General features: G+C 67.5%; 14 protein-coding genes. 6 read left to right on the top strand and 8 right to left on the bottom strand.

Annotation, left to right across the window (positions count from 1 at the left end):
• Positions 1 to 60 precede the first annotated feature (60 nt).
• Complete coding sequence (locus tag QX108_RS18340; protein WP_315781093.1) at positions 61 to 1,035, bottom strand: NADPH:quinone oxidoreductase family protein; 975 nt, start codon at positions 1,033 to 1,035, stop codon at positions 61 to 63.
• 335 nt (positions 1,036 to 1,370) lie between these two features.
• Here QX108_RS18340 and QX108_RS18335 point away from each other — a divergent pair, with 335 nt between their 5' ends.
• From QX108_RS18335 to QX108_RS18310, 6 genes are all read left to right on the top strand, one after another.
• The gene (locus tag QX108_RS18335; RefSeq protein ID WP_172113049.1) at positions 1,371 to 1,997 is read left to right on the top strand and encodes an invasion associated locus B family protein; all 627 of its coding nucleotides are present in this window, start codon (positions 1,371 to 1,373) and stop codon (positions 1,995 to 1,997) included.
• A 101-nt stretch (positions 1,998 to 2,098) separates the two neighbouring features.
• Positions 2,099 to 3,310, top strand: a complete 1,212-nt coding sequence (gene rlmN / locus QX108_RS18330; protein WP_315781091.1) for a 23S rRNA (adenine(2503)-C(2))-methyltransferase RlmN — start codon at positions 2,099 to 2,101, stop codon at positions 3,308 to 3,310.
• A gap of 162 nt (positions 3,311 to 3,472) precedes the next feature.
• A complete protein-coding gene (locus QX108_RS18325) occupies positions 3,473 to 3,952 on the top strand; it encodes a hypothetical protein (protein ID WP_315781089.1) in 480 nt (159 codons plus the stop codon).
• Positions 3,953 to 3,991: 39 nt separating this feature from the next.
• Positions 3,992 to 4,771, top strand: a complete 780-nt coding sequence (locus QX108_RS18320; protein ID WP_315781087.1) for a phosphatase PAP2 family protein — start codon at positions 3,992 to 3,994, stop codon at positions 4,769 to 4,771.
• Between the two features lie 102 nt (positions 4,772 to 4,873).
• On the top strand, positions 4,874 to 6,211 hold the full coding sequence (gene argG / locus QX108_RS18315) for an argininosuccinate synthase (protein WP_315781085.1): 1,338 nt from the start codon (positions 4,874 to 4,876) through the stop codon (positions 6,209 to 6,211).
• A gap of 775 nt (positions 6,212 to 6,986) precedes the next feature.
• Positions 6,987 to 10,868 carry a CHAT domain-containing protein gene (locus QX108_RS18310; protein ID WP_315781083.1) on the top strand — a complete coding sequence of 1,294 codons (3,882 nt, stop codon included), beginning with the start codon at positions 6,987 to 6,989 and terminating at the stop codon, positions 10,866 to 10,868.
• A gap of 419 nt (positions 10,869 to 11,287) precedes the next feature.
• On the opposite strand, the gene QX108_RS18305 is transcribed toward QX108_RS18310, so the two are convergent.
• The 7 genes from QX108_RS18305 to QX108_RS18275 all read right to left on the bottom strand — a co-directional run bounded on the left by QX108_RS18305 (position 11,288) and on the right by QX108_RS18275 (position 20,528).
• A complete protein-coding gene (locus QX108_RS18305) occupies positions 11,288 to 13,453 on the bottom strand; it encodes an OmpA family protein (protein ID WP_315799597.1) in 2,166 nt (721 codons plus the stop codon).
• A 245-nt stretch (positions 13,454 to 13,698) separates the two neighbouring features.
• Positions 13,699 to 13,917, bottom strand: a complete 219-nt coding sequence (locus QX108_RS18300; RefSeq protein WP_315781081.1) for a hypothetical protein — start codon at positions 13,915 to 13,917, stop codon at positions 13,699 to 13,701.
• Positions 13,917 to 14,402 carry a pyridoxamine 5'-phosphate oxidase family protein gene (locus QX108_RS18295; RefSeq protein WP_315781079.1) on the bottom strand — a complete coding sequence of 162 codons (486 nt, stop codon included), beginning with the start codon at positions 14,400 to 14,402 and terminating at the stop codon, positions 13,917 to 13,919. The genes QX108_RS18300 and QX108_RS18295 overlap by 1 nt, the downstream gene beginning before the upstream one ends.
• Positions 14,403 to 14,493: 91 nt before the next feature.
• Positions 14,494 to 15,321 carry an FkbM family methyltransferase gene (locus QX108_RS18290; RefSeq protein ID WP_315781077.1) on the bottom strand — a complete coding sequence of 276 codons (828 nt, stop codon included), beginning with the start codon at positions 15,319 to 15,321 and terminating at the stop codon, positions 14,494 to 14,496.
• A 136-nt stretch (positions 15,322 to 15,457) separates the two neighbouring features.
• A complete protein-coding gene (locus QX108_RS18285; protein WP_315781075.1) occupies positions 15,458 to 17,413 on the bottom strand; it encodes an ABC transporter ATP-binding protein/permease in 1,956 nt (651 codons plus the stop codon).
• 60 nt (positions 17,414 to 17,473) lie between these two features.
• Positions 17,474 to 19,624 (bottom strand): ATP-binding protein, encoded by a 2,151-nt coding sequence (locus tag QX108_RS18280; RefSeq protein WP_315781073.1) that lies wholly within the window; start codon positions 19,622 to 19,624, stop codon positions 17,474 to 17,476.
• Between the two features lie 121 nt (positions 19,625 to 19,745).
• Entirely contained in the window at positions 19,746 to 20,528 is a 783-nt protein-coding gene (locus QX108_RS18275; protein ID WP_172113059.1) for a succinate dehydrogenase iron-sulfur subunit, read from the bottom strand.
• Between the last annotated feature and the right edge of the window lie 20 nt (positions 20,529 to 20,548).

Genomic DNA, 20,548 nt, shown 5'->3' with positions numbered 1-20,548 from the left:
TGCACGAGCTCTCGAACCGGGCGACGGCGTCGCGCCGCCCCCTTATTCCATCCCATAGGCTCAGGGATGCAGGATCACCTTGCCCATGGCCTGGCGGCCGGCAAGCACCTTGAGCGCGTCGGCGGTCTGCGCCAGCGGGAAGGTGCGGTCGACATGAGACGACAGCTTGCCCTCCGCGGTCCACTGCACCAGCTTCTCGAGATTGGCGCGGTTCTTGGCCGGATTGAGCCGGGTCCAGGCGCCCCAGAACACGCCGCGAATATCGCAGCCCTTCAGCAGCGCGAGATTGAGCGGCATTTTCGGGATGTCGCCGGCGGCAAAGCCGATCACCAGGAAGCGGCCCTCCCAGGCGATCGAGCGCAGCGCCGCTTCGGCGTAGGCGCCCCCCACGGGGTCGAAGATGATGTCGGCGCCCTTGCCGTCGGTCAGCCGGCGCAGGCCTTCCTTCAGATCCTCCTTGGCGTAGTTCAAGGTCAGCGTCGCGCCATGCTGCCTGGCGAATTCGAGCTTCTCGTCGGACGACGCGCAGGCAATGACCTTGAGGCCCATCAGCTTGCCGAGCTCGCAGGCGGCAAGTCCCGTTCCGCCGGCAGCACCGAGCACCGCCAGTGTCTCGCCCGGCTTCGGGCTGGCGCGGTCCTCGAGCGCATGCAGCGCCGTGCCGTAGATGATGATGATGCCGGCCGCGCGGTCGAAATCCAGATTGTCGGGAATCTTGACGATGGACGCGGCCGGCAGCGCGATCTTCTGCCTTGCGCCGTTGTGCCCGCAGGAGGCGACCACGCGATCACCGACCTTGAGGTCCGTGACGCCGTCGCCGACGCTCTCGATGACGCCTGCGACCTCGGCGCCAGGCGAGAACGGGAACGGCGGCTTGATCTGGTACTTGCCCTGGATCATCAGGATGTCGAAGAAGTTCAGCGCCGCAGCCTTGATCGCAATCACCGCCTCGCCTGGGCCGGCCACCGGATCAGGAACGTCGGCAAGCACGAGATCGTCGGGCTGGCAGAATTGCGAGCAGAGAATGGCTTTCATGGGCGCTCCTTCAGCTGTTGTCCGGATCGTGTCCGGCTTTTGGAACGTCATGCCGGATTTGCGATCGCGCGACAATCGGCAAGGCGAGGCAGCCGCTTCGTCCGCCGACCAAATACCGTCTCTCGGAACGACATGGCGCTCAAGACGATGCACTCCCAGCCGCGGTCGCGCGCGATGTCGACAACATGCTCGAAGCTGCGCCGGGCCGCCCGATCGATCCGGCTTTGCAAGCAACGCCCGAAGCCGCTATCCCTCGCCACAGGCCGTCTGCGAATCCGGGCCATTTTCCAGTCACAATGTTGGTGGAACGAGATCGCGGGGGACTTAGCTTAATCATGTTGTTTTTGCGATTGTCGATAGCGCTGGCGGCCAGCGCGCTCGTGCTCGGAGTTCCAGGCCTGGCTGCAGCCCAGACGGCTGCACCGAAGGCGCAGCCCAAGGCCGCGCCCGCCCCGCAGCCGAAGGCCGCACCCAAGGCCGACACCAAGCCGGCGGTGCCCAGCATCGGCGGCGCGGAACCGACGCTGATCGGGCAGTTCGGGGGCTGGGGCGCCTACACGGCGATGCCGGCCGGCAAGAAGGTGTGCTTCGCACTGGCCAAGCCCTCCTCCTCCAAGACCAATCCGGCCAATCGCCCGCGTGATCCGGCCTATGCCTTCGTCTCGACCCGGCCGTCCGAGAAGGTGTTCAACGAGGTGTCGATCATGATCGGCTATGCGTTGAAGCCGGGCTCCGACGCCTCGCTCGACGTCGGCGGCGCCTCCTATGCGATGTACACCCAGGGCGACGGGCTCTGGATCAAGAACGCCGCCGAGGAGGAGCGCATGGTCGAAGCCATGCGCAAGGGCTCCGAGGCCGTGGTGAAGGGCGTCTCCGCCAAGGGCACCGAGACCACCGACGTCTTTTCGCTGAAGGGCCTCGCTCAGGCGCTCGACCGCATCGCCCAGGACTGCCGCCGCTGATACCGCCGGTCGTACGGGTCGCATTTGCCGGCCGGATCGTTATATAACCCCGGTGAACGCCTTCGGCCGCAGCGGCCGGGCAGCATTTTGGGCCCATCGACATGGCAACGACTGCCGGGCTGCGCGACGCCGCCGCGCCCCTCGAGAAGATTCCGCTCGAAACCTACGTGCCGCCGGCCAAGCCGTCGCTGATCGGATTGTCGCGCGCGGAGCTGGCCGCGAGACTCGGTGAGCTCGGGGTGCCGGAACGGCAGCAGAAGATGCGCGTGCAGCAGCTGTGGCACTGGATCTATTTCCGCGGCGCCCAATCGTTCGACGAGATGAGTTCGGTCTCCAAGGACACGCGCACCGCGTTGGCCGCGCGCTTCACGGTCGACCGTCCCGAGGTGGTGGCTGAGCAGATTTCCAACGACGGCACCCGAAAATGGCTGCTGCGGCTGCCGAGCGGCGACGACCTGCAGAAGGCTCACGAGGTCGAATGCGTCTACATTCCCGAGACCGACCGCGGCACCTTGTGCGTCTCCTCTCAGGTCGGCTGCACGCTCAACTGCTCGTTCTGTCATACCGGCACGCAGCGGCTGGTGCGCAATCTGACGGCCGGCGAGATCGTCGGCCAGATCATGGTGGCGCGCGACCGGCTCAACGACTGGGCCGACCGCGAGACGCCGCTCGGCAACCGCCTCGTCACCAACATCGTGATGATGGGCATGGGCGAGCCGCTCTACAATTTCGACGCGGTGCGCGACGCGCTGCTGATCGTATCCGACAATGAAGGCATCGGCATCTCCCGCCGCCGCATCACGCTGTCGACCTCCGGCGTGGTGCCGAACATCAAGCGCGCCGGCGAGGAGATCGGCGTGATGCTGGCCATCTCGCTGCATGCCGTCCGCGACGAGTTGCGCAACGAGCTGGTGCCCCTCAACCGCAAATATCCGATCGCCGAGCTGCTGCAGGCCTGCCGGGACTATCCCGGCGCGTCGAATGCACGCCGCATCACCTTCGAATATGTGATGCTCAAGGGCGTCAACGATTCGCTCGACGATGCCCGGCTGCTGGTCAAGCTGCTCAAGGGAATTCCGGCCAAGATCAATCTGATCCCGTTCAATCCGTGGCCGGGCTCGGCCTATGAATGCTCGGACTGGGAGCAGATCGAAAAATTCTCCGAATACGTCTTCAACGCCGGCTACTCCTCGCCGGTGCGCACCCCGCGCGGCCGCGACATCCTCGCCGCCTGCGGCCAATTGAAGTCGGAGACCGAGAAGCTGTCCGCCCGGGAGCGCCAGGCGCTACGCGCGATGGCAATGACGGATTAGTTGTCGTTCGCCTTCATCGCCACGCCACACCTCGTCATGCCCGGGCTTGACCCGGGCATCCATCTCCCTCTGCAAAATTCGTCGGAGATGGATGGCCGGGTCAAGCCCGGCCATGACGAATGCGGGAGCAGCACCTTTCATGTCTGACATGAGATTGACGCCATGGCGCTGATCGGCCGGCTCATCGTGATCGCGTTTGCCTTTCTGCTCGCATGCTTCGTCGCAGGCCTTGTCGTGGTGACCGCGATCCTGATTCCGGAATTCTCCGACATCGGCATCGGTCCGATCGACCAGAGCGCGCTCCAGATCATCATCGGCTTCGGCTTCATTTTCGTATCCGGCTTCGCGCTGATCCCGGCGCTGCTGATCGCCCTGATCACCGAGGCGTTCTCCATCCGCAGCGTGCTCGCTTACGCCATCGGCGGCGGCCTGGTCGGCGCCGCCTGCTATCTCGGCCTGATCCCGTTCGATCCCGAGACGTTCCACTTCGACGGCATCGTCCGCCGCCAGCTCGAGATCCTGACCGGCGCGGGCATCCTCGGTGGCCTGATCTATTGGCTAATCGCCGGCCGCAATGCCGGCCGCTGGCGCGAATCGTCGCCGCTTCCGCCGCCGCCCCTCCCGTCGGGATCGCCGCGCTGAGCCTTCCCATCGCCACCCGCTTTCGCTAAACCGCGCGTCATGAACCGCAACGGCCTCTTCATCGCATTGTCGCTCGCGCTCGTCATCGGCGTGCTGTTCGGCGTCTATCCCGAGCTCGACCTCAAGCTTGCCGCGCTGTTCTACGATCCCCATACCCGCAGCTTTCCCGTGAAGCTCGACGGCACCGCCTCGTTCGCGCGCGACGCCGCGATGTGGATTGCCTGGGGCATTGCCCTGCCTTCCATCGTCGCGCTGGCCGTGAAGCTGATCCGTCCCGACCGGCCGCTGCTGGTGAAGGGCCGCACCATCGCCTTCCTGCTGCTGACCCTGTCGCTGTCGGCCGGCGTGCTCACCAACTTCACCTTCAAATCCTATTGGGGCCGGCCGCGCCCGGTGGTCGTGACCGAGTTCGGCGGCGACATGCAGTTCGTGCCATATTGGGATCCGCGCGGCGGCTGCGGCCGCAACTGCTCGTTCTTCTCCGGCGAAGGCGCCACCGCATTCTGGACGCTGGCGCCGGCCGCGCTCACCCCGCCTGCCATCCGGCCGGTCGCCTACGGCGCCGCCGTGCTGTTCGGCCTCGCCACCTCGGTGCTGCGGATGGCGTTCGGCGGCCACTTCTTCACCGACATTGCCGCCGCCGGGCTCGTCACCTTCCTCGTGATCTGGTTGCTGCACGGCTATATCTACCGCTGGCCGTCCACGCGCCTGACCGATGCCGGCGTCGATGCCGCGCTGACTCGTTTTGCCATGCCGGGCTTCCGCCTGATGCGCCGCCTGTTCGGCCGCCGCCAGCCGGACACCAGCCCCGCGGCCTGAGCGCGGCTCCTGCGACATTAATCGCGTGCCCAGCGGGGCGAAATCTGCTATCCGCGCCCGAATTTCTGAACGGCGCAGCCCTCAACACCGGTTGGACTCCCCATGACCACGATCCTCAAAGGCCTTCCCAAGGGCGAGAAAGTCGGCATTGCCTTTTCCGGCGGCCTCGACACCAGCGCGGCGCTGCTCTGGATGAAGCAGAAGGGTGCGCGCTGCTTCGCCTATACCGCCAATCTCGGCCAGCCGGACGAGTCCGACTATGACGAGATCCCGCGCAAGGCGATGAGCTTCGGCGCCGAGAAGGCGCGCCTGGTCGACTGCCGCACCCAGCTGGTGCATGAGGGCATCGCCGCGATCCAGTCCGGTGCCTTCCACATCTCGACCGGCGGCGCGACCTACTTCAACACCACGCCGCTCGGCCGCGCCGTGACCGGCACCATGCTGGTCGCCGCGATGAAGGAGGACGGCGTCAACATCTGGGGCGACGGCTCGACCTACAAGGGCAACGACATCGAGCGATTCTATCGCTATGGCCTGCTCACCAATCCCAACCTGAAGATCTACAAGCCCTGGCTCGACCAGCAGTTCATCGACGAGCTCGGTGGCCGCGCCGAGATGTCGGCATTCCTGACCGCCAACGGCTACGACTACAAGATGAGCGCCGAGAAGGCGTATTCGACCGACAGCAACCTGCTCGGCGCCACCCATGAGGCCAAGGATCTCGAGAACCTCAACAGCGGCATCCGCATCGTCAACCCGATCATGGGCGTGCCGTTCTGGCGCGAGGACTGCGCGGTCAAGCCGGAGACCGTCGTGGTACGGTTCGAGGAGGGACAGCCGGTCGCGCTCAATGGCCAGACCTTCACCGATCCCGTCGCGCTGTTCCTGGAGGCCAATACGGTCGGCGGCCGCCATGGCCTTGGGATGTGCGACCAGATCGAGAACCGTATCATCGAGGCGAAGAGCCGCGGCATCTACGAAGCGCCGGGCATGGCGCTGCTGCACATCGCCTATGAGCGGCTGCTGACCGGCATCCACAACGAGGATACGATCGAGCAGTACCGCATCAGCGGCATGCGTCTTGGCCGCCTGCTCTATCAAGGCCGCTGGTTCGACTCGCAGGCTTTGATGCTGCGCGAAACCGCCCAGCGCTGGGTCGCACGCGCCATCACCGGCGAAGTGACGCTGGAGCTGCGCCGCGGCAACGACTATTCGATCCTCAACACCGAGAGCCCGAACCTGACCTATCAGCCGGAGCGGCTGAGCATGGAGAAGGTCGAGGACGCCGCCTTCACGCCGGCCGACCGCATCGGCCAGCTGACCATGCGCAACCTCGACATCACCGACACCCGCACCAAGCTGAAGCTCTATTCGGACACCGGCCTGCTGTCGGGCCCGGACGGCGCGCAGATCTTCCAGCTCGGCCACGACAAGGACTGACGTCCTCTGCTGCCGTCACCTGCGCAGGCGCAGGCATGACGGCGGCGGCTTTCGCGGCATCTCGCGAACCATCATCACGCCGACGCTCGCTCGCACCGGCGGTCATCTTCAGATGTCAAACAGCATCGGGACGAGACAGGCGTCGTCGTTCTCGCGGCGTGATGACGCCCGAGCGATGATCGCCTTGGTCCCTCGCGAACATTCGAGGGCGCAGGGAATGCCGGGAGCTGGCCGCCCCCATGGCCCGCCTGCGGAAAAAAATGCAGGCGGCAGGTACCACAGGTTCAGCCGAGACATCCCGGCATTCCCCGCGCGATGGGTTTAACGCTTCTTTCGTGCTCTCCCCGGGGACCGGCTGATTGACCCCGTCATCGACGCCGCGCATCAGCGCCGCATCGGCTTGACCTCGGCATCGGGAGGCCAGGACCACACGACTTCACGTCCGCACCGGAATTGTTCGTCCGCGCGACAGAGCCACGCTGCAACCCGACACGGCCACCGCTTCCCCGCCTCGCATATCGTGACGACCGCGCGTACGCCCCTCTCGGTGAGGCGGGATGGGCGTGGAGATGGCACGGATTTCTGAAAAACGAAAGAGAAAATTTGCGCCAGGCGGATGTCGTGCACGCGATCGCGTTGAGAACGAGCGCGAAATCGGCATTCGGGCGCAGGCGTTTTTGATCGTTGCGGCGGCCACGAACGACAGCGGTCGCCAGCACATCGCGCCGTTGATTCGCCCGACGGGCAGCGCCGATGCTCCGGCAGGCGATGTCCCGTGCCCGACAACTCCTGCTTGCTGCGGAACCGGGTTTCAGCCGAATATGCGATGGGCGAGATCACAGCCTCGACGGGCAGGCAGATGACGGCGACCGGAATCGCGATCGACCATGACGGCTTCGAGCTGATCTGCAACGGCGAGCGGGTCGGCGCGCGGCGGCATCTCGATGCCGATGCGGTCGCGGCGCTGAAATCGTTCGCGCAGCGCTATGCCAAACTGGTGGAGCGCGACGATCCCGCCGCCGCCCTGCTGGTGCTCGGCCGCGAGTTGTTCTCCTTCCTCGACGGCTCCGCGCGTGATCTCTGCTACCTACTCGACCGCGCGTCGCGCCCGGTGCATTTCGAGATCGCGACCGAGACGCTCCGCCCGTCCGAGGCCGCGGCGGCGCTGCTGCGCGCGCCGTGGGAGCTGCTCGCGCGCGACGGCGTCTACCTCGCCTCCGACGTCCCGCTCGGCTTCTCGCCGCTGCGCCGGCTCGGCCGCCGCCAGGACCCGCCGCCGCTCGGTGCCCACCGTCTCGGCCTCGTCTTCATGGCAGCGGCGCCGCGCGGCCAGGGTGAGCTCGATTTCGAGGCCGAAGAAAGCGCCATCATGCGCGCGGTCGGCACCACGGCGCTCGATTTGCTGGTCGAGGAGAGCGGCAATCCGGACCGGCTCGGCGAGCGCATGGTCGAGCTGGAAGCGATGCAGGCGCTGCACCTCTGCTGTCACGGCGACAACGATCCGAAACCCGTGCTGCTGCTGGAGGACGATTCCGGCGATCCGCTGATCACCGAGGCCGGCGTGCTGATCGGGGCGCTGCGGGCGCACCGGCCGCGCTTCGTCTTCCTGTCGGCCTGCCTCACCGCGGCGGGCCCCGCGCAGGCCATGCCACAGCGGGGCCGGCTGGTGGCGCAATCGCTGGCCGAGACCATGGTCGACAGCGGCGCGCCGGCGGTGCTCGGCTGGGACGGCTCGGTCGGCGACACCGCCGCGATCGCCTTCGCCGCAACCCTGTATGATGGGCTCGCTGGCCGCAAGCCGCTGCCCGACGCGGTGGCGGACGCGCGCCGCACCTTGCTGAACACCGCGGCCGACGACCCCAGGCGGCGCGACTGGCATCTGGCGCGGCTGTGGTGCGGGCCGCAAGGCGGCGGGCCGATCGTCGGCGGCCGCGACCCGCGCAGCCTGCTGCCCACGACGTACGGCGAGAAGGAGTTCCTGATCAAGCACGCCCGGCAGGTGCCGGTGGCCTCGCACGAGATGTTCGTCGGCCGGCGACGCGAGTTGCAGACGGCGCTGCGGGAAATGCGCGACGGCCGGCATGCCGGCGTGCTGCTGCACGGCATGGGCCGGCTGGGCAAGTCGAGCCTGGCGGCGCGGATCGCCAACCGCCGCCCCGATCTGCGCCTCGCCGTGGTGTTCGAGCATTACGGCGCGCGCGACGTGATGGAGGCGTTGGCGAAGGCGCTGGCGCGCGACCGCGTCGCCGCCGAGGCGGTGCGCGCGGCGGCGCAGCGCGTGCGTGAGGACGCCAGTTGCCTGGAGCAGGAGCTGATCTGGCTGCTCTCCGGCCCCTGCGCCAAGGCCGGCAAGGACGTCGCCCCCGTGCTGCTGGTGATCGACGACCTCGAGCGTATCCTGGAATGGGACGATGGCCGCAGGCACCACATCGTCAAGGCCACGCATGCGCCGGTCCTGCGCGCCGTGCTGTCGGCGTTCGACGCCGCCGGTGGCAACAGCCGCCTGCTGCTGACCAGCCGCTTCCGCTTCGTGCTGGACGGGCTGGAGCAGAAGCTGTGCGACCTGCCGCTGCCGCCGCTGTCAGGAGCCGCGCAAGCCAAGCTGGCGCTACGCCAGCGGGACGCCGCAACCAGCGGCCGAACCGCACGCGAGCGCGACGCCGGCGCGAGACTGGTGGCCGAACGCGCGGCGCTGCTGGCGCGCGTGCCCGGAATCGCGCGGGGCAATGCGGGATTGCAGGACCTGATCGGCCGCAAGCTGGTGCTATCGCCGGCGGTGACGATCGCACACGCCACGCAGACGCTCGACCAGATGGAGGCCTGGCTGGCGCAAGGCGGGCTGCCCTCGGACAATGATGTCCGCCAATGGCTCGAAGACCTCGCCATCGAGACGCTGCTAGATCTCGCCGGCGATGCCGGACGCGCGGCCCTCCGGCGGCTGACGCTGTTCGCGCTGCCGGTGCCCGAGACGGTCGCAGAGAAGGTGATGGCGGGGGCATCGCTCGACACCCTGCGCGACCTCGGGCTCCTCGATCCGCACGACGACGTGGTCGGCAGCAGCATGCGAGCGCTCGCCGTGAATGCGCTGGTCGCCGCGCGGCTGACGCCGCTCGACGCCAACGAGCGCAGCGCGGTCGCCCGTTTGGCGGCGCGCGACCTGTTCGGCACCTGGGGCGGAGCAAGCAAACAACCTCGCTGGCCCCAAGCCTGCGACCTGGAGCTGACGTGGCTTGGGCTGATGGCCGAAGACGCCGACATCGTCAACGCTTGCGGATTTTCGGCCCTTCGCAGCCTGCAACAAAGCTCGGCCGAGGTCGCCGCGGTGCTCGGCCGGGCCGCGGTCGAGCTGCTCGATGCCCAGGATCGGCCCGTGCCGTGGGGGCTGCTTGGCGAAACGGCCAGGGCTTTTTCGTTCATCGGCGATGGCGCCGCGGCCGATACACTGCTCGAACGTGGGGTCACTTCGCTGGAGGTGCAGAAAGCAAACGGCGCTACGATTGATCCGATCGAGGCCGGCCTGCTCGTGTTCGAACGTGCGCGACGATTGCGGCAGAGCGGCCGCCTCGAAGAGGCCGAGTCGTCGTTTGAGCAAGCCAGGAACCTTGCCGAAATGGCAGGACATGAGCTGAACGCAATCATCGCACGGGGCGAGATTGCCAATATCCTTGCGAGTCGCGGCGAGCTCGATGAAGCCTTGCGCATCCGGCAACAGGAAGAGCTACCGGTCTATGAGAGACTGGGCGAGAGCCGCGGGCGCGCCATTACCATGGGCCAAATCGCTGACATCCTCGCGGCGCGCGGCGATCTCGACGAGGCTTTGCGCATCCGGCAGCACGAGCAGTTGCCCGTCTTCGACAGACTCGGCGATATCCGCTCACGTGCCGTCACCATGGCCAAAATCGCCGAAATCCTCGCGACGCGTGGCGATCTCGACGAAGCCTTGCGGATCACAAATGAGGAGGTGCTGCCTGTCTTCGACAGTCTCGGCGACATCCGCGCGCGCGCCGTTGCTATGGGCCAGATCGCCGACATCCTCGCTGCTCGCGGCGACCTAGACGAAGCCTTGCGCATCCGGCAGCAGGAAGAATTGCCCGTCTTCAACAGACTCGGCGAAATGCGCGAGCGCGCCATCACCATGGGCAAAATCGCTAGTGTCCTCTTTGCGCGCGGCGATCTCGACGAGGCCCTGCGCATCCGGCAACAGGAAGAGCTACCTGTCTATCAACAGCTCGGCGATATCCGCTCACACGCCGTCACCACGGGCCAAATCGCTGAAATCCTCGCGGCGCGCGGCGATCTCGACGAGGCCTTGCACATGCGGCGACACGGAGAGCTGCCCATTTATCAGCAGCTCAGCGATGCCGAGGGCATCGCCGCGACTCTTTGGAACATCGCGCAAATCGATCTCGCCCGAGAGAGAGTCCGCGAGGCTCTGCAGGGCATGACCGAAGCCTACGCGATGTTCCTCCGCCTGGGTCGGGCCGACGGGATCGCTGTGATCGGCTCCACGCTGGGCCAAATCTTCGCGGCAAAAGAGGAGACCCGCGGTAAAGCTCGCGAGGTTTTGCAGCGGTCGGTCGCGATGTTCCGCAAGATGGGGTTGGAGTCTGAGGCACAGGAGGTCGAGGAGATCATCGCCCGGCTCGGACTGGGGTGAGGTCGGGCGGTCGCGGACAGCCTTGTCCACCACTGTCGTCCCTGCGGATCAGGTTGTGTGAAAACTCGAATGCGGTCAATCGCGATAGAACAAGTTTGTCGTCTGAGACCGTTTCCCCGCCTCGAATTGCAAGCGCACTCAACTTTGGAATCGAAATCGAGAATGTCACTCTCGTTGCGTTTCGGATTTTGAGTTTTCACACAGCCTGCGAACGCAGGGACCCATCACCACCGGCTGGCGTGGTGAGAGCTGGCTGGAGCCGCAAGCCGTCGCAAAACCGGGTCCTGTGGGTATGGGTCCCTGAGTTCGCAGGGACGACACCGAATGGGACGTGACGGATTGCCACCCACAGGATTGTCACCGACAAAAATGGCCGGGATCGCTCCCGGCCATTTTCATTTTCGAGTAATCGTCGCGCCTCAGCGCGGCGGCGCGGTGCCCGGGGGCGGCGGCGGCAGGGCGGCCTGCCCGCCGTTGAGCAGCGGGGTGATGCGGCGGACCGTGACGCGGCGGTTGATGCGGCTCGGGCCTTGCGTCTGCTCCTTCAGGTACTGCTCGCCATAGCCCTGCGAGGTCAGGTTCTCGGCGGGCACGCCGAACTGCTGCGTCATCAGCGTGGCCACTGATTCTGCGCGGCGGTCGGAGAGCGACAGGTTGTCGGTCTCGTTGCCGACCGCGTCGGTGTGGCCCTCGATCAGGAAGACCTCGCGCGGGTTGCGCTGGATCGCCTGGTTGAGGCCGTCGGCGATGACCTGCAGCTTCGCCACCTGGTCGGGCCCGATCTCCCACGATCCGGTCTCGAAGGTGATCGTGTTGAGATCGATCGACGGCATCAGCTGGCGCACCGAGGGCGAGTAGCGGACTTCGTCGAGCGAGTAGCGCCGCTGCACGCGCTCCACCGGCGGCGCGATCAGCGTGTCGTAGATGACATCCGGCGGCGCCTCCTCGGCGTCGACGATGTAGCGGTTGTAGGGGATGCGGATCTCCGGCGGCGGCAGGTCGACATAGAAGCCGCCGACGGCGGCCGGATCACGATAGGTGTTGTCGATGATGATGATCTCGCGGCCGCCGATGTCGCGGCGGATGCGGCGCAGCAGCCGGCCGTCGGGCGCCGTGATCGTGACGATCTGGCTGCCGTCGGGACGGATCACCACGGTACGGGTCTCGCCGCCGCGCTCACGGTCCACGCGGATGTCGCGCGCGCCGTAGCGGAAGCGCTCGAACTCGTCGTGACGCACGAAGGACTGGCCGCTCGGATCGCGCACGATGACGCGGCCCGGCTCGTAGATCAGCGTGCGGCCCCCTTCCTGGACCTCGCGGCGCTGGCCGCGGAAGTCGTCCATGCGCTGCGGTCCCTGCAGCGGCGCGCCCGGCGCGATCGGCGTCAGCTGCTGTGGTGTCGGCGGTGGCGGTGCCGGGATCGGCGCAGCCACTTGCGGTGGCGGGCGATTCGACATCGCCGGCGGTCCGGCCGGAGGTACAGCGCCCGGCCCGGCCTGCGGCGCGCCAGGGCCCGCACCGGGTCCAGCGCCCGGTCCACCGGGGCCGGCCGCGCCAGGTCCTGCCACCGGCGGGGGTGCGCCGGGGCCGCCCGGAGGCGTGCCGGGACGTCCGCCCGGTGGCGGATTGCCGGCGACCGGCGGCGTGCCTGGCGCAGGCGTCTGGGCTGCCGGAGGCGTTGCCGGGGACGGTGACGGCGGCGTTCCCGGTGCAGGCGCCACCGTTCCAGCCGGCGGCGTCGGCGCGCCGCGCGGCGGTGGGCCACCCGGCTGGGCGCCCGGAGGCGGTCCGCCGGCACCCGGCCGGCCCGGACGCGGCTCGGCGCCGGGGGGCGGCGGAGTCTGGCCCGGGGACGGCTGCGGCGAGGGTGCGGCGCCCGGAGGCGGCGAATGCGGCGGCGCGGCCGCGGCCGGAGGGGGCGGCGGAGGCGAACCCGGCCGCGGACCTGGAGCCGCGTTGGGGGCAGGCGGCGGCGCCGGAGTCGCAGCCGGCGGCACCGGTGGGGTCGGCCGTGCGGGAGCAGGCGGCGTGACCGGCGCGGCGGCAGGCGGTGGTGGCGTCGGACGCGCAGGCTCACGCGGCACCACGGGCGGCGGTGCCGGCGAATGTGCCGGCGGAGCGGCGGCCGGAGGCGGCGGCGGTGTGGGACGTGACGGCGGCTCCGCACGCGGCGGGGGCGGAGGAGCCGGACGCGGCGGTTCAGCGCGCGGTGGAGGCGGCGGGGGCGGCGCAGGAGCCGGCCGCGGAGCGGCCGCCGGCGGCGGCGGGGGCGGCGGAGGCGGGGCTGGGCGCGGTGCAGCAGCGGGCGGTGGGGGCGGCGGAGGCGGCGCCGGGCGCGGCGCGGCAGCGGGCGGCGGAGGCGCCTGATGCGGAGGTGCTGCCGGCGGCGCAGCGCCAGGCCCCTGACGTTGCGGCTGGCCCTGCTGCGGCTGCTTCGGTCGACCGTCGGGACCGACCTCTCCGCCAGGCCCGCCCGGACCTTGGGCCATGATCATGGGCGCGCTCTGCGCGTAGGATGCGGAGTTCGTCAGTTGCATCGCCGACAGCGCGGTCGTCGCAAGCAGCAGAACGCGAAGTTTGCTCATGTGTCCTGGTTTCCCGAAACGTTCTTTTTGAAGCACGGAGTGATCAACGTTTATGCGTTAGGCTGGATTGTGGCGCAGTTCAAACCCGCGAGGGGATTTATTTCGACGCGAGCCGGTCGCCGGACCGGAGCCATTCATGTTTCATTCAGTCTTGATTTTCAAAGGCTTGGCGGAACACCACGCGAAGAAAGCCGGCGCGCTGCCGGCCTTCTCTCTTGTCCATCATGATCACGGTTCAATCGCGGTCAATCCGTGACCGGATTGGGCGTGGTCGGACTGAGCGGGCCACGGCCGGGTATTTCGTCGGGTGCCTGTCCCGGCAGCTCACGCGGCGGCGCCGGCGTATCCGGCTCATGGACCGGCGGCGGCACTTCCGGGCTGGGGTTGCCGACCGGCTCCTCGGGCGGCGGCTCGACGGGGTGCCCGGGCGTTGCAGGCGGGATTTCTGGCGGCTCGATCGGCATCACATCGCGACCTTGCGATTGTCGCCGACATCGGGCCGCGTGCCGGTCACGGCAGCCGTGGCCATCTTGACGTAGCTCACGACCGTGCCGGGCGAATCCCAGAACTCGGCGTCATCAGGCGTGATTCGCAGCAGGCGAATGTTCGGATCCTCGGCGCTGTCCCACCACGCCTTGGCCGTCGTCGTGAACAGCTCGCGGATCTTGGCCCGATCGTTGGAGATGGCCGCGGTGCCGGTCAGCGAGACGTATTTCTGGCTGCCGGCATCGGCGAAGGCCAGGTTCACCTGTGGCGAACGCGCGATCTCCTCATCCTTGTGATGCCGCGCATCGGTGAGGAAGTAGATCATGCCTTCGTCGCGGGCGAGATAGGCGCTCATCGGTCGCGACCGCAGCCTGTCACCGTCGCGGGTGACCAGCATGGCAAAGCCGATCTTCTTCATCAGGTCCCAGACGCGATCCTGATCGCGCATGTCGTCGGTGCTCATGATTCGCTCCTGAATGATCAGGAACGTCAACGCCGCGCAGCCCCGCGATGTTCCGGCATGTGCCGCGGAACTGACGTGAATCCCCTCTGACTCAGTCGCGCAGGAGGAGGGTGTTGCTGCGCGTGCGGCCGACCTCGCGATAGCCGCGGCTGATCATGTCGGCGAGACAATCGTTCTGCCACTCGTCGCGCGACAAGTGCTCGATCACGATGGCCCGCGGCCACAGCGCGGAGGGCGCGTCGCGGAAGAAGCAGGTCAGCACGCGGTCCTCGAAGCCCTCGACATCGATCTTCAGCGCGTCAAGCTGTGTTGCACCGGCTCGTTCGAGGATGGCCTGCAGCCGCAGCGACGGGACCCTGAAGGCCTCGCCGCCGGCGGTGCCGGTCACGACGTGGCTGGCGCCGAGATTGTCGCCGTCGGTTTCGATCATGACCTCGCCGTCGCTGTCACCCGCCGCAGCGGCGACCAGCGTGACTTGGGCCAGCGCGGATGCATTGCGGTTGAAGCTGAGCCGCGCATGGGTCACCGGATGCGGCTCGATCGCGATCACGCGACCGCGCGGCCCGACGTGACGCGCAAGCGGCAAGGCGAATGTCCCGACATTGGCGCCGACGTCCACGGCGACGCCTCCCTCCGGAAGGTGGCTGCGCAGAAAGTCGAGCTCCTCGCGGTTGTAGTCGGGATTGAACAGCGCACCGCGCTCGGTCGCGCTGACCTGATGGTGGAAGCGGAAATTGGCGCCCTGATAGTCGACGTCGAGCGGTCCGGCCCGCAGCAGGTTGACGAGCCGCGTCAGCATCGGTCGGAATGCACCGCGCTTCAGCCCCGAACCATGCGCCAGCCGGATCACCAGGGCCTGCGCGGCATTGGGTGCGAAGGCTCCGAAAGGGGCCGGAGAAGGATCGTTGTCGGGCGTCAAGGTCGGGTCCTGGAATGAGGGCGCCGAGTGATAGCCGGTTTTGCCGCCGACTCCAATGCAGCCGAGATGGCCGCATTGTGGTGTCACCGCGACGGCGCTCCGGCTCGCGCCAGGCCTGCCGACGTCTCCGTGCCGGTCAGACCGCCTTGCGCTGGCGCAGGAAGCGTCCGATGAGGCGGCGCTTGCCCTTGCGGGGAATGAGATCGATGTCGCTGACGAGCTTGGCGCCGCCCTTGCGCCGCTCCAGCACGATCTTGCGGCTGTGGAAAGCCTCGAGCTCGGCGCGATGCGCGACGCTGACGATCGTCGCCTTGGGCAACTCGCCCGTCACCATCTGCATCATCTGGTCCTGACTCTTTTCGTCGAGTGCGGACGTCGCCTCGTCGAGAACGACGATGTCGGGCATGTGCAGCAGCAGGCGTGCGAAGGCAAGACGCTGCTTCTCGCCGCCGGACAGAGTCTGGTCCCATGGCGCCTCCTCCTCGATCCGATCCCTGAGATGATCGAGGCCGACCTTGTGGAGCGCTTCTCCAACCTGGTCCACGCTCCAGTCCTCGGCGGCGCCCGGATAGGCGACGGCGCGGCGGAGACTGCCCGAGGGGACGTAAGGCCGCTGCGGCAGCATGAACAGCTGGCGGTCGGGGTGGAAGTTGATGCTGCCGCCGCCCCACGGCCAGAGGCCGGCGATCGCACGCACCAGCGTGCTCTTGCCCGTCCCCGATTCACCGGCGACGAGCAGTCGCTCGCCGGGATCGACCACGACCTCGGTCTCGCCGACGACCGCGGTGCCGTCGTCGAGCGTCACCGACAGATCATTCAGGGTCAGCATCGCCTCGCCCGTGGTCTCGCCACGCTTGATGCGGCCGAGACCATCGCCCCGCTCGGCGCGCTCCAGCGCGTCCAGCGACATCATCAGCGAGGCGATACGGCGAGCGCAGGCGTTCCAATCGGCGAGCCGCGGATAGTTGTCGACGAGCCAGCCGAAGGCCGTCTGCACGATCGTGAACGCGCTCGCCGCCTGCATCACCTGGCCGAGCGTCATGCTGCCGTCGAGGAATTTGGGCGCGCACAGCAGCAGCGGCACCACGGGCGCGATGAGGCTCGAGCCCTGCGAGACCAGGGTGGTGCGCATATGCTGGCCGGCGAGCCGCGCCCATTGCTGCAGCACGTTGCCGAAGGTCCTGTCGATGCCGGCGCGCTCCTCGGTCTCGCCGCCGAGCAGCGCGATGCTTTCGCCATTCTCGCGCACGCGCGTCAGGGTGTAGCGAAAGTCGGCCTCGGCCTGGTTCTTGTCCTCGGATGTCTGCACGAAGCGGCGGCCGATCGTCATGATCGAGCCCGAGGCGATGGCAGCGTAAACGATCGCCGCGATCACGAGAAAGCCCGGGATGGTCAGCTCGGTGCCGCCGAGGTGCAGCGTCAGCGCACCGCCGATGGTCCAGAGCACGACGATGAACGTCACGGCCGATAGCAGCGCCGAGCTCACGCCTGCCACGAAGTCGACGGGCGAGTCCGTCGCGATCCGCAGATCCTCGGCGATCCGGTATTCCGGGTTCTTATGATCGCCGCTGACGAGGTTGAGCTGATAGTAGCGTCCGTTGGTGAGCCAGCGCGTCACCACGCTATTGGTCAGCCAGGCGCGCCAGCGCCGCTGGATCGCCATGCGCGCATAGACCTGCGCGACGCCGAGGATGACGCTGCCGATCGCCAGCGGGAAGAAGATTGCGGTCAGATGAAAGACGGTCGCGGAATCGCGCTTCTCGATCGCGTCGAAGATCGACCTGTTCCAGACATTAATGCCGTATTGGAACGCGACTGTGCCGACGATCAGGACGAGGAGACCGATCGTGAGCGGCCAAGCCAGGCGATCGCCCGCTTTTCCCCAATAGCCGCGTGCGCTGATCCAGAACCGGGTGAGCAGATAGCGCTTGCGAACCTGCTCGGCCTCTTCCGGCGTCAGCTCCGGATCGGGCTCGACGACCTCCGGTGGCGGCGGCTCGACGTGATCGCCATTCTCGGCGGCGATCTCGATGATCGGCGCCGGCGCAGGCTCCGAAACAGCGGGCCGCTCGGTGTCCTGGACCTGTCCCATGGCGCAATAACAGCAGCCTGAGTAGAAGGTTCCCTGTCGGGGTTCCCAGTTTGCAACCGGTCAACCCACCTCCGAATTCGGCGCCACCGGCGGCGCGCGATGGTGCGGCACCGGGACGACCTTGTGAAGCACGCGCGACAATTCCTCGATGGAGTAGGGCTTGCGCAGCAGCTCGAAGCCATTGGTGCCCTGTTGGGCCAGGACGTGGCTGTAGCCGCTCGCGAGCACGACGGGAATGTTCAGATCGAGCCGGCGAATCTCCTCCGCGAGCTCGAGTCCCGTCATTCCCGGCATGACGACATCCGTGAACACCACGTCGAACCGGCTGGCGCCGCCGACCAGCTCTTCCAGGGCGTCCCTGGCATTGTCGACCAGCGTGGTGAGATAGCCGAGCTCGGCCAGCGCCTCGGTCGCCGATCTCCCGACATCGATGTTGTCCTCGACCACCAGCACCGACATGCCCCGCCCGCCGATCGGCACCGCGTGGCCTGCCGCTTCGCTCCGCGGCTCATGCGAAGGCGCCACCCGCGGCAGATAGAGCGTGAAGGTGGCGCCGCGGCCGACCTCGCTGGTCACCCCGATTTCACCGCCGGACTGCTTGGCGAAGCCGAACACCTGCGACAGACCAAGACCGGTGCCGTGGCCGATGGTCTTGGTGGTGAAGAACGGCTCGAAGATGCGGCTGAACTGGTCCTGCGGGATCCCGATGCCGGTGTCCTGCACCGCAATGGCGACATAGCCGAGCGGCGGGCGGTCGTGCGGCGCGACGGGAGTTGGCAGATCGGAGGCGGGGGCAACGGCGATGCTGAGAACTCCCTGGCCGGCCATGGCGTCGCGGGCATTGACGGCCATGTTGATCAGGGCCGTCTCGAACTGGCCGGCATCGGCATTGACGTAGCAGGGCTCGGGCGGCACCGAGGTCACGACCTCGATGCGCGAGCCGACCAGGGTCTTGGTCATGTCGCGCAGGGTGACGACGCTGCGGCCGATGTCGAACACCTCGGGTTTCAGGGTCTGGCGGCGGGCAAAGGCCAGCAGCTGCGAGGTCAGCTTGGACGCCCGCGCGACGGTGTCCGAGATCGCGTCGATATAGCGCTGCCGCCGCTCGTCCGGCAGGTTGGGGCGGCGCAGCAGGTCGGCCGAGGCGCGGATCACCGTGAGCAGGTTGTTGAAGTCGTGCGCGACGCCGCCGGTGAGCTGACCCAGCGCCTCCATGCGCTGGCCATGCCTGAGTGCATCCTCGGCCTCCAGGCGCCGGGCGGCCTCGACATAGAAGTGCTCTGTCCGCCGCCGTGCGAGGGTGAGGAAGATGATCAGCAGGACCGTCGCAGGAATGCCGAAGATCAGGTGCCGGCTCATGGTGCCAAGCCAGCGGTTGCGGATCGTCGCCGTGTCCAATCCGGCGGAGACGTAGACAGGATAGCCGGCCAGACGCTGGTAGCCGACGCGGCGCTCGACCCCATCGAGCGGCGAGGTCTCCGTCACCAGCTGGCCGGTGTCGGCCGCCATGGCCGGGATGTCGTGCGGCGCCGGGCCCGCGCTTCGCTCCGTCACCGGAAAGCGGGCGAGGACGAGACCGTCGAACCGCCGCAGCGCGAAGTAGCTGCCGGGGGCACGTCCGATGCGGGCATAGAAGTGCTCGAAATAATCGGGCAGCACGGAGGTCTGGATGATGCCGATGAAGCTGCCGTCGTCGGACTGGCGGCGGCGGCTGATGCTGAAGAAGGCTGCGCCCTGGTAGGGCGAGCGCGGCGTCAAGGTCGCGCCGATGAAGGTGCCGACGCTCTCCTTGACATGGGCATCGAAGTAGTCGCGGTCCAGGAACGACATGTCCGGTGCAGGGTAGAGCATGCTGTTGACCAGCGGCCGGCCGTGGGCGTCGAACACCCAGGCCGACTTCAGCTGCGGCAGCGCGTCCGACAGTTGACGCAGCCGCGCATGCAGCACCTGCTCGCGCGCCTTGATATCCGCATCGGTGAGGTCGCGGACGATCTCATCGATCTCCGACAGGCTGCGGTCGATGGTCTCGAACACTTTCAGCGCGTGCTCGTGGACGACGTCCAGCGAACGGCGGATCTCGCGGTCGGCCTCCTCGTAGGTCGTGCCGTAGGATACATAGCCCGCGATGAGGAACAGCGCGACAGGCAACGCCAGCGATGCGACCATCATCCAGCGCAGCATCGTCAGCGATTTGCGTTGTGCGGTCTGCACGGTCGCTCCGGCCCCAGAAGGCCACGAGCTTAACGCAATCGTTGCTGGCGACAAACCAGCTGCGCCCGGAACTTATGACGTTTCCGGGCGCGAAGGTACAAGGGCGAACCCTGCCGGGCGGCTAGATCTGCCGCTCGACCAGCTTGAGCTTGAGCTCGGCGATCGCCTCGGCCGGGTTCAACCCCTTCGGGCAGGCCTTGGCGCAGTTCATGATGGTGTGGCAGCGGTACAGCCGGAACGGATCCTCGAGATTGTCGAGCCGCTCGCCGGTCGCCTCGTCGCGGCTGTCCTTGACCCAGCGCGTCGCCTGCAGCAGCGCGGCCGGACCGAGATAGCGCTCGCTGTTCCACCAGTAGCTCGGGCACGAGGTCGAGCAGCAGGCGCACAGGATGCACTCGTAGAGGCCGTCGAGCTTCTCGCGATCCTCGTGGCTCTGCCGCCATTCCTTCTGCGGCGTCGGCGAGGTCGTCTTCAGCCACGGCTCGATCGAGGCGTACTGGGCGTAGAAGTTGGTGAGGTCCGGCACCAGATCCTTGACCACCGGCTGGTGCGGCAGCGGATTGATCTTGACCGCTCCGTCCTTCACGTCGTGCATCGAGCGGGTGCAGGCGAGCGTGTTCTGGCCGTCGATGTTCATCGCGCAGGAACCGCACACACCTTCGCGGCAGGAGCGGCGGAAGGTCAGCGACGGGTCGATGTGGTTCTTGATCCAGATCAGGCCGTCGAGCACCATCGGGCCGCAATCGTTGACGTCGACGTAGTAGGTGTCGACGCTCGGATTCTTGCCGTCGTCCGGATTCCAGCGATAGACCTTGAACTCGCGGACCTCGGTGGCGCCCGCCGGCTTCGGCCACGTCTTGCCGCCGGTGATCTGCGAATTCTTCGGAAGTGCGAACTCAGCCATTTCGATAGGCCTTCTCAGGT

The sequence above is a fragment of the Bradyrhizobium sp. SZCCHNR1002 genome, from assembly GCF_032381435.1.
Lineage (GTDB): Bacteria > Pseudomonadota > Alphaproteobacteria > Rhizobiales > Xanthobacteraceae > Bradyrhizobium > Bradyrhizobium aeschynomenes.
Note: the sequence above shows the minus strand (reverse complement) of the source record. Positions and strands in the feature narration are given on the sequence as shown.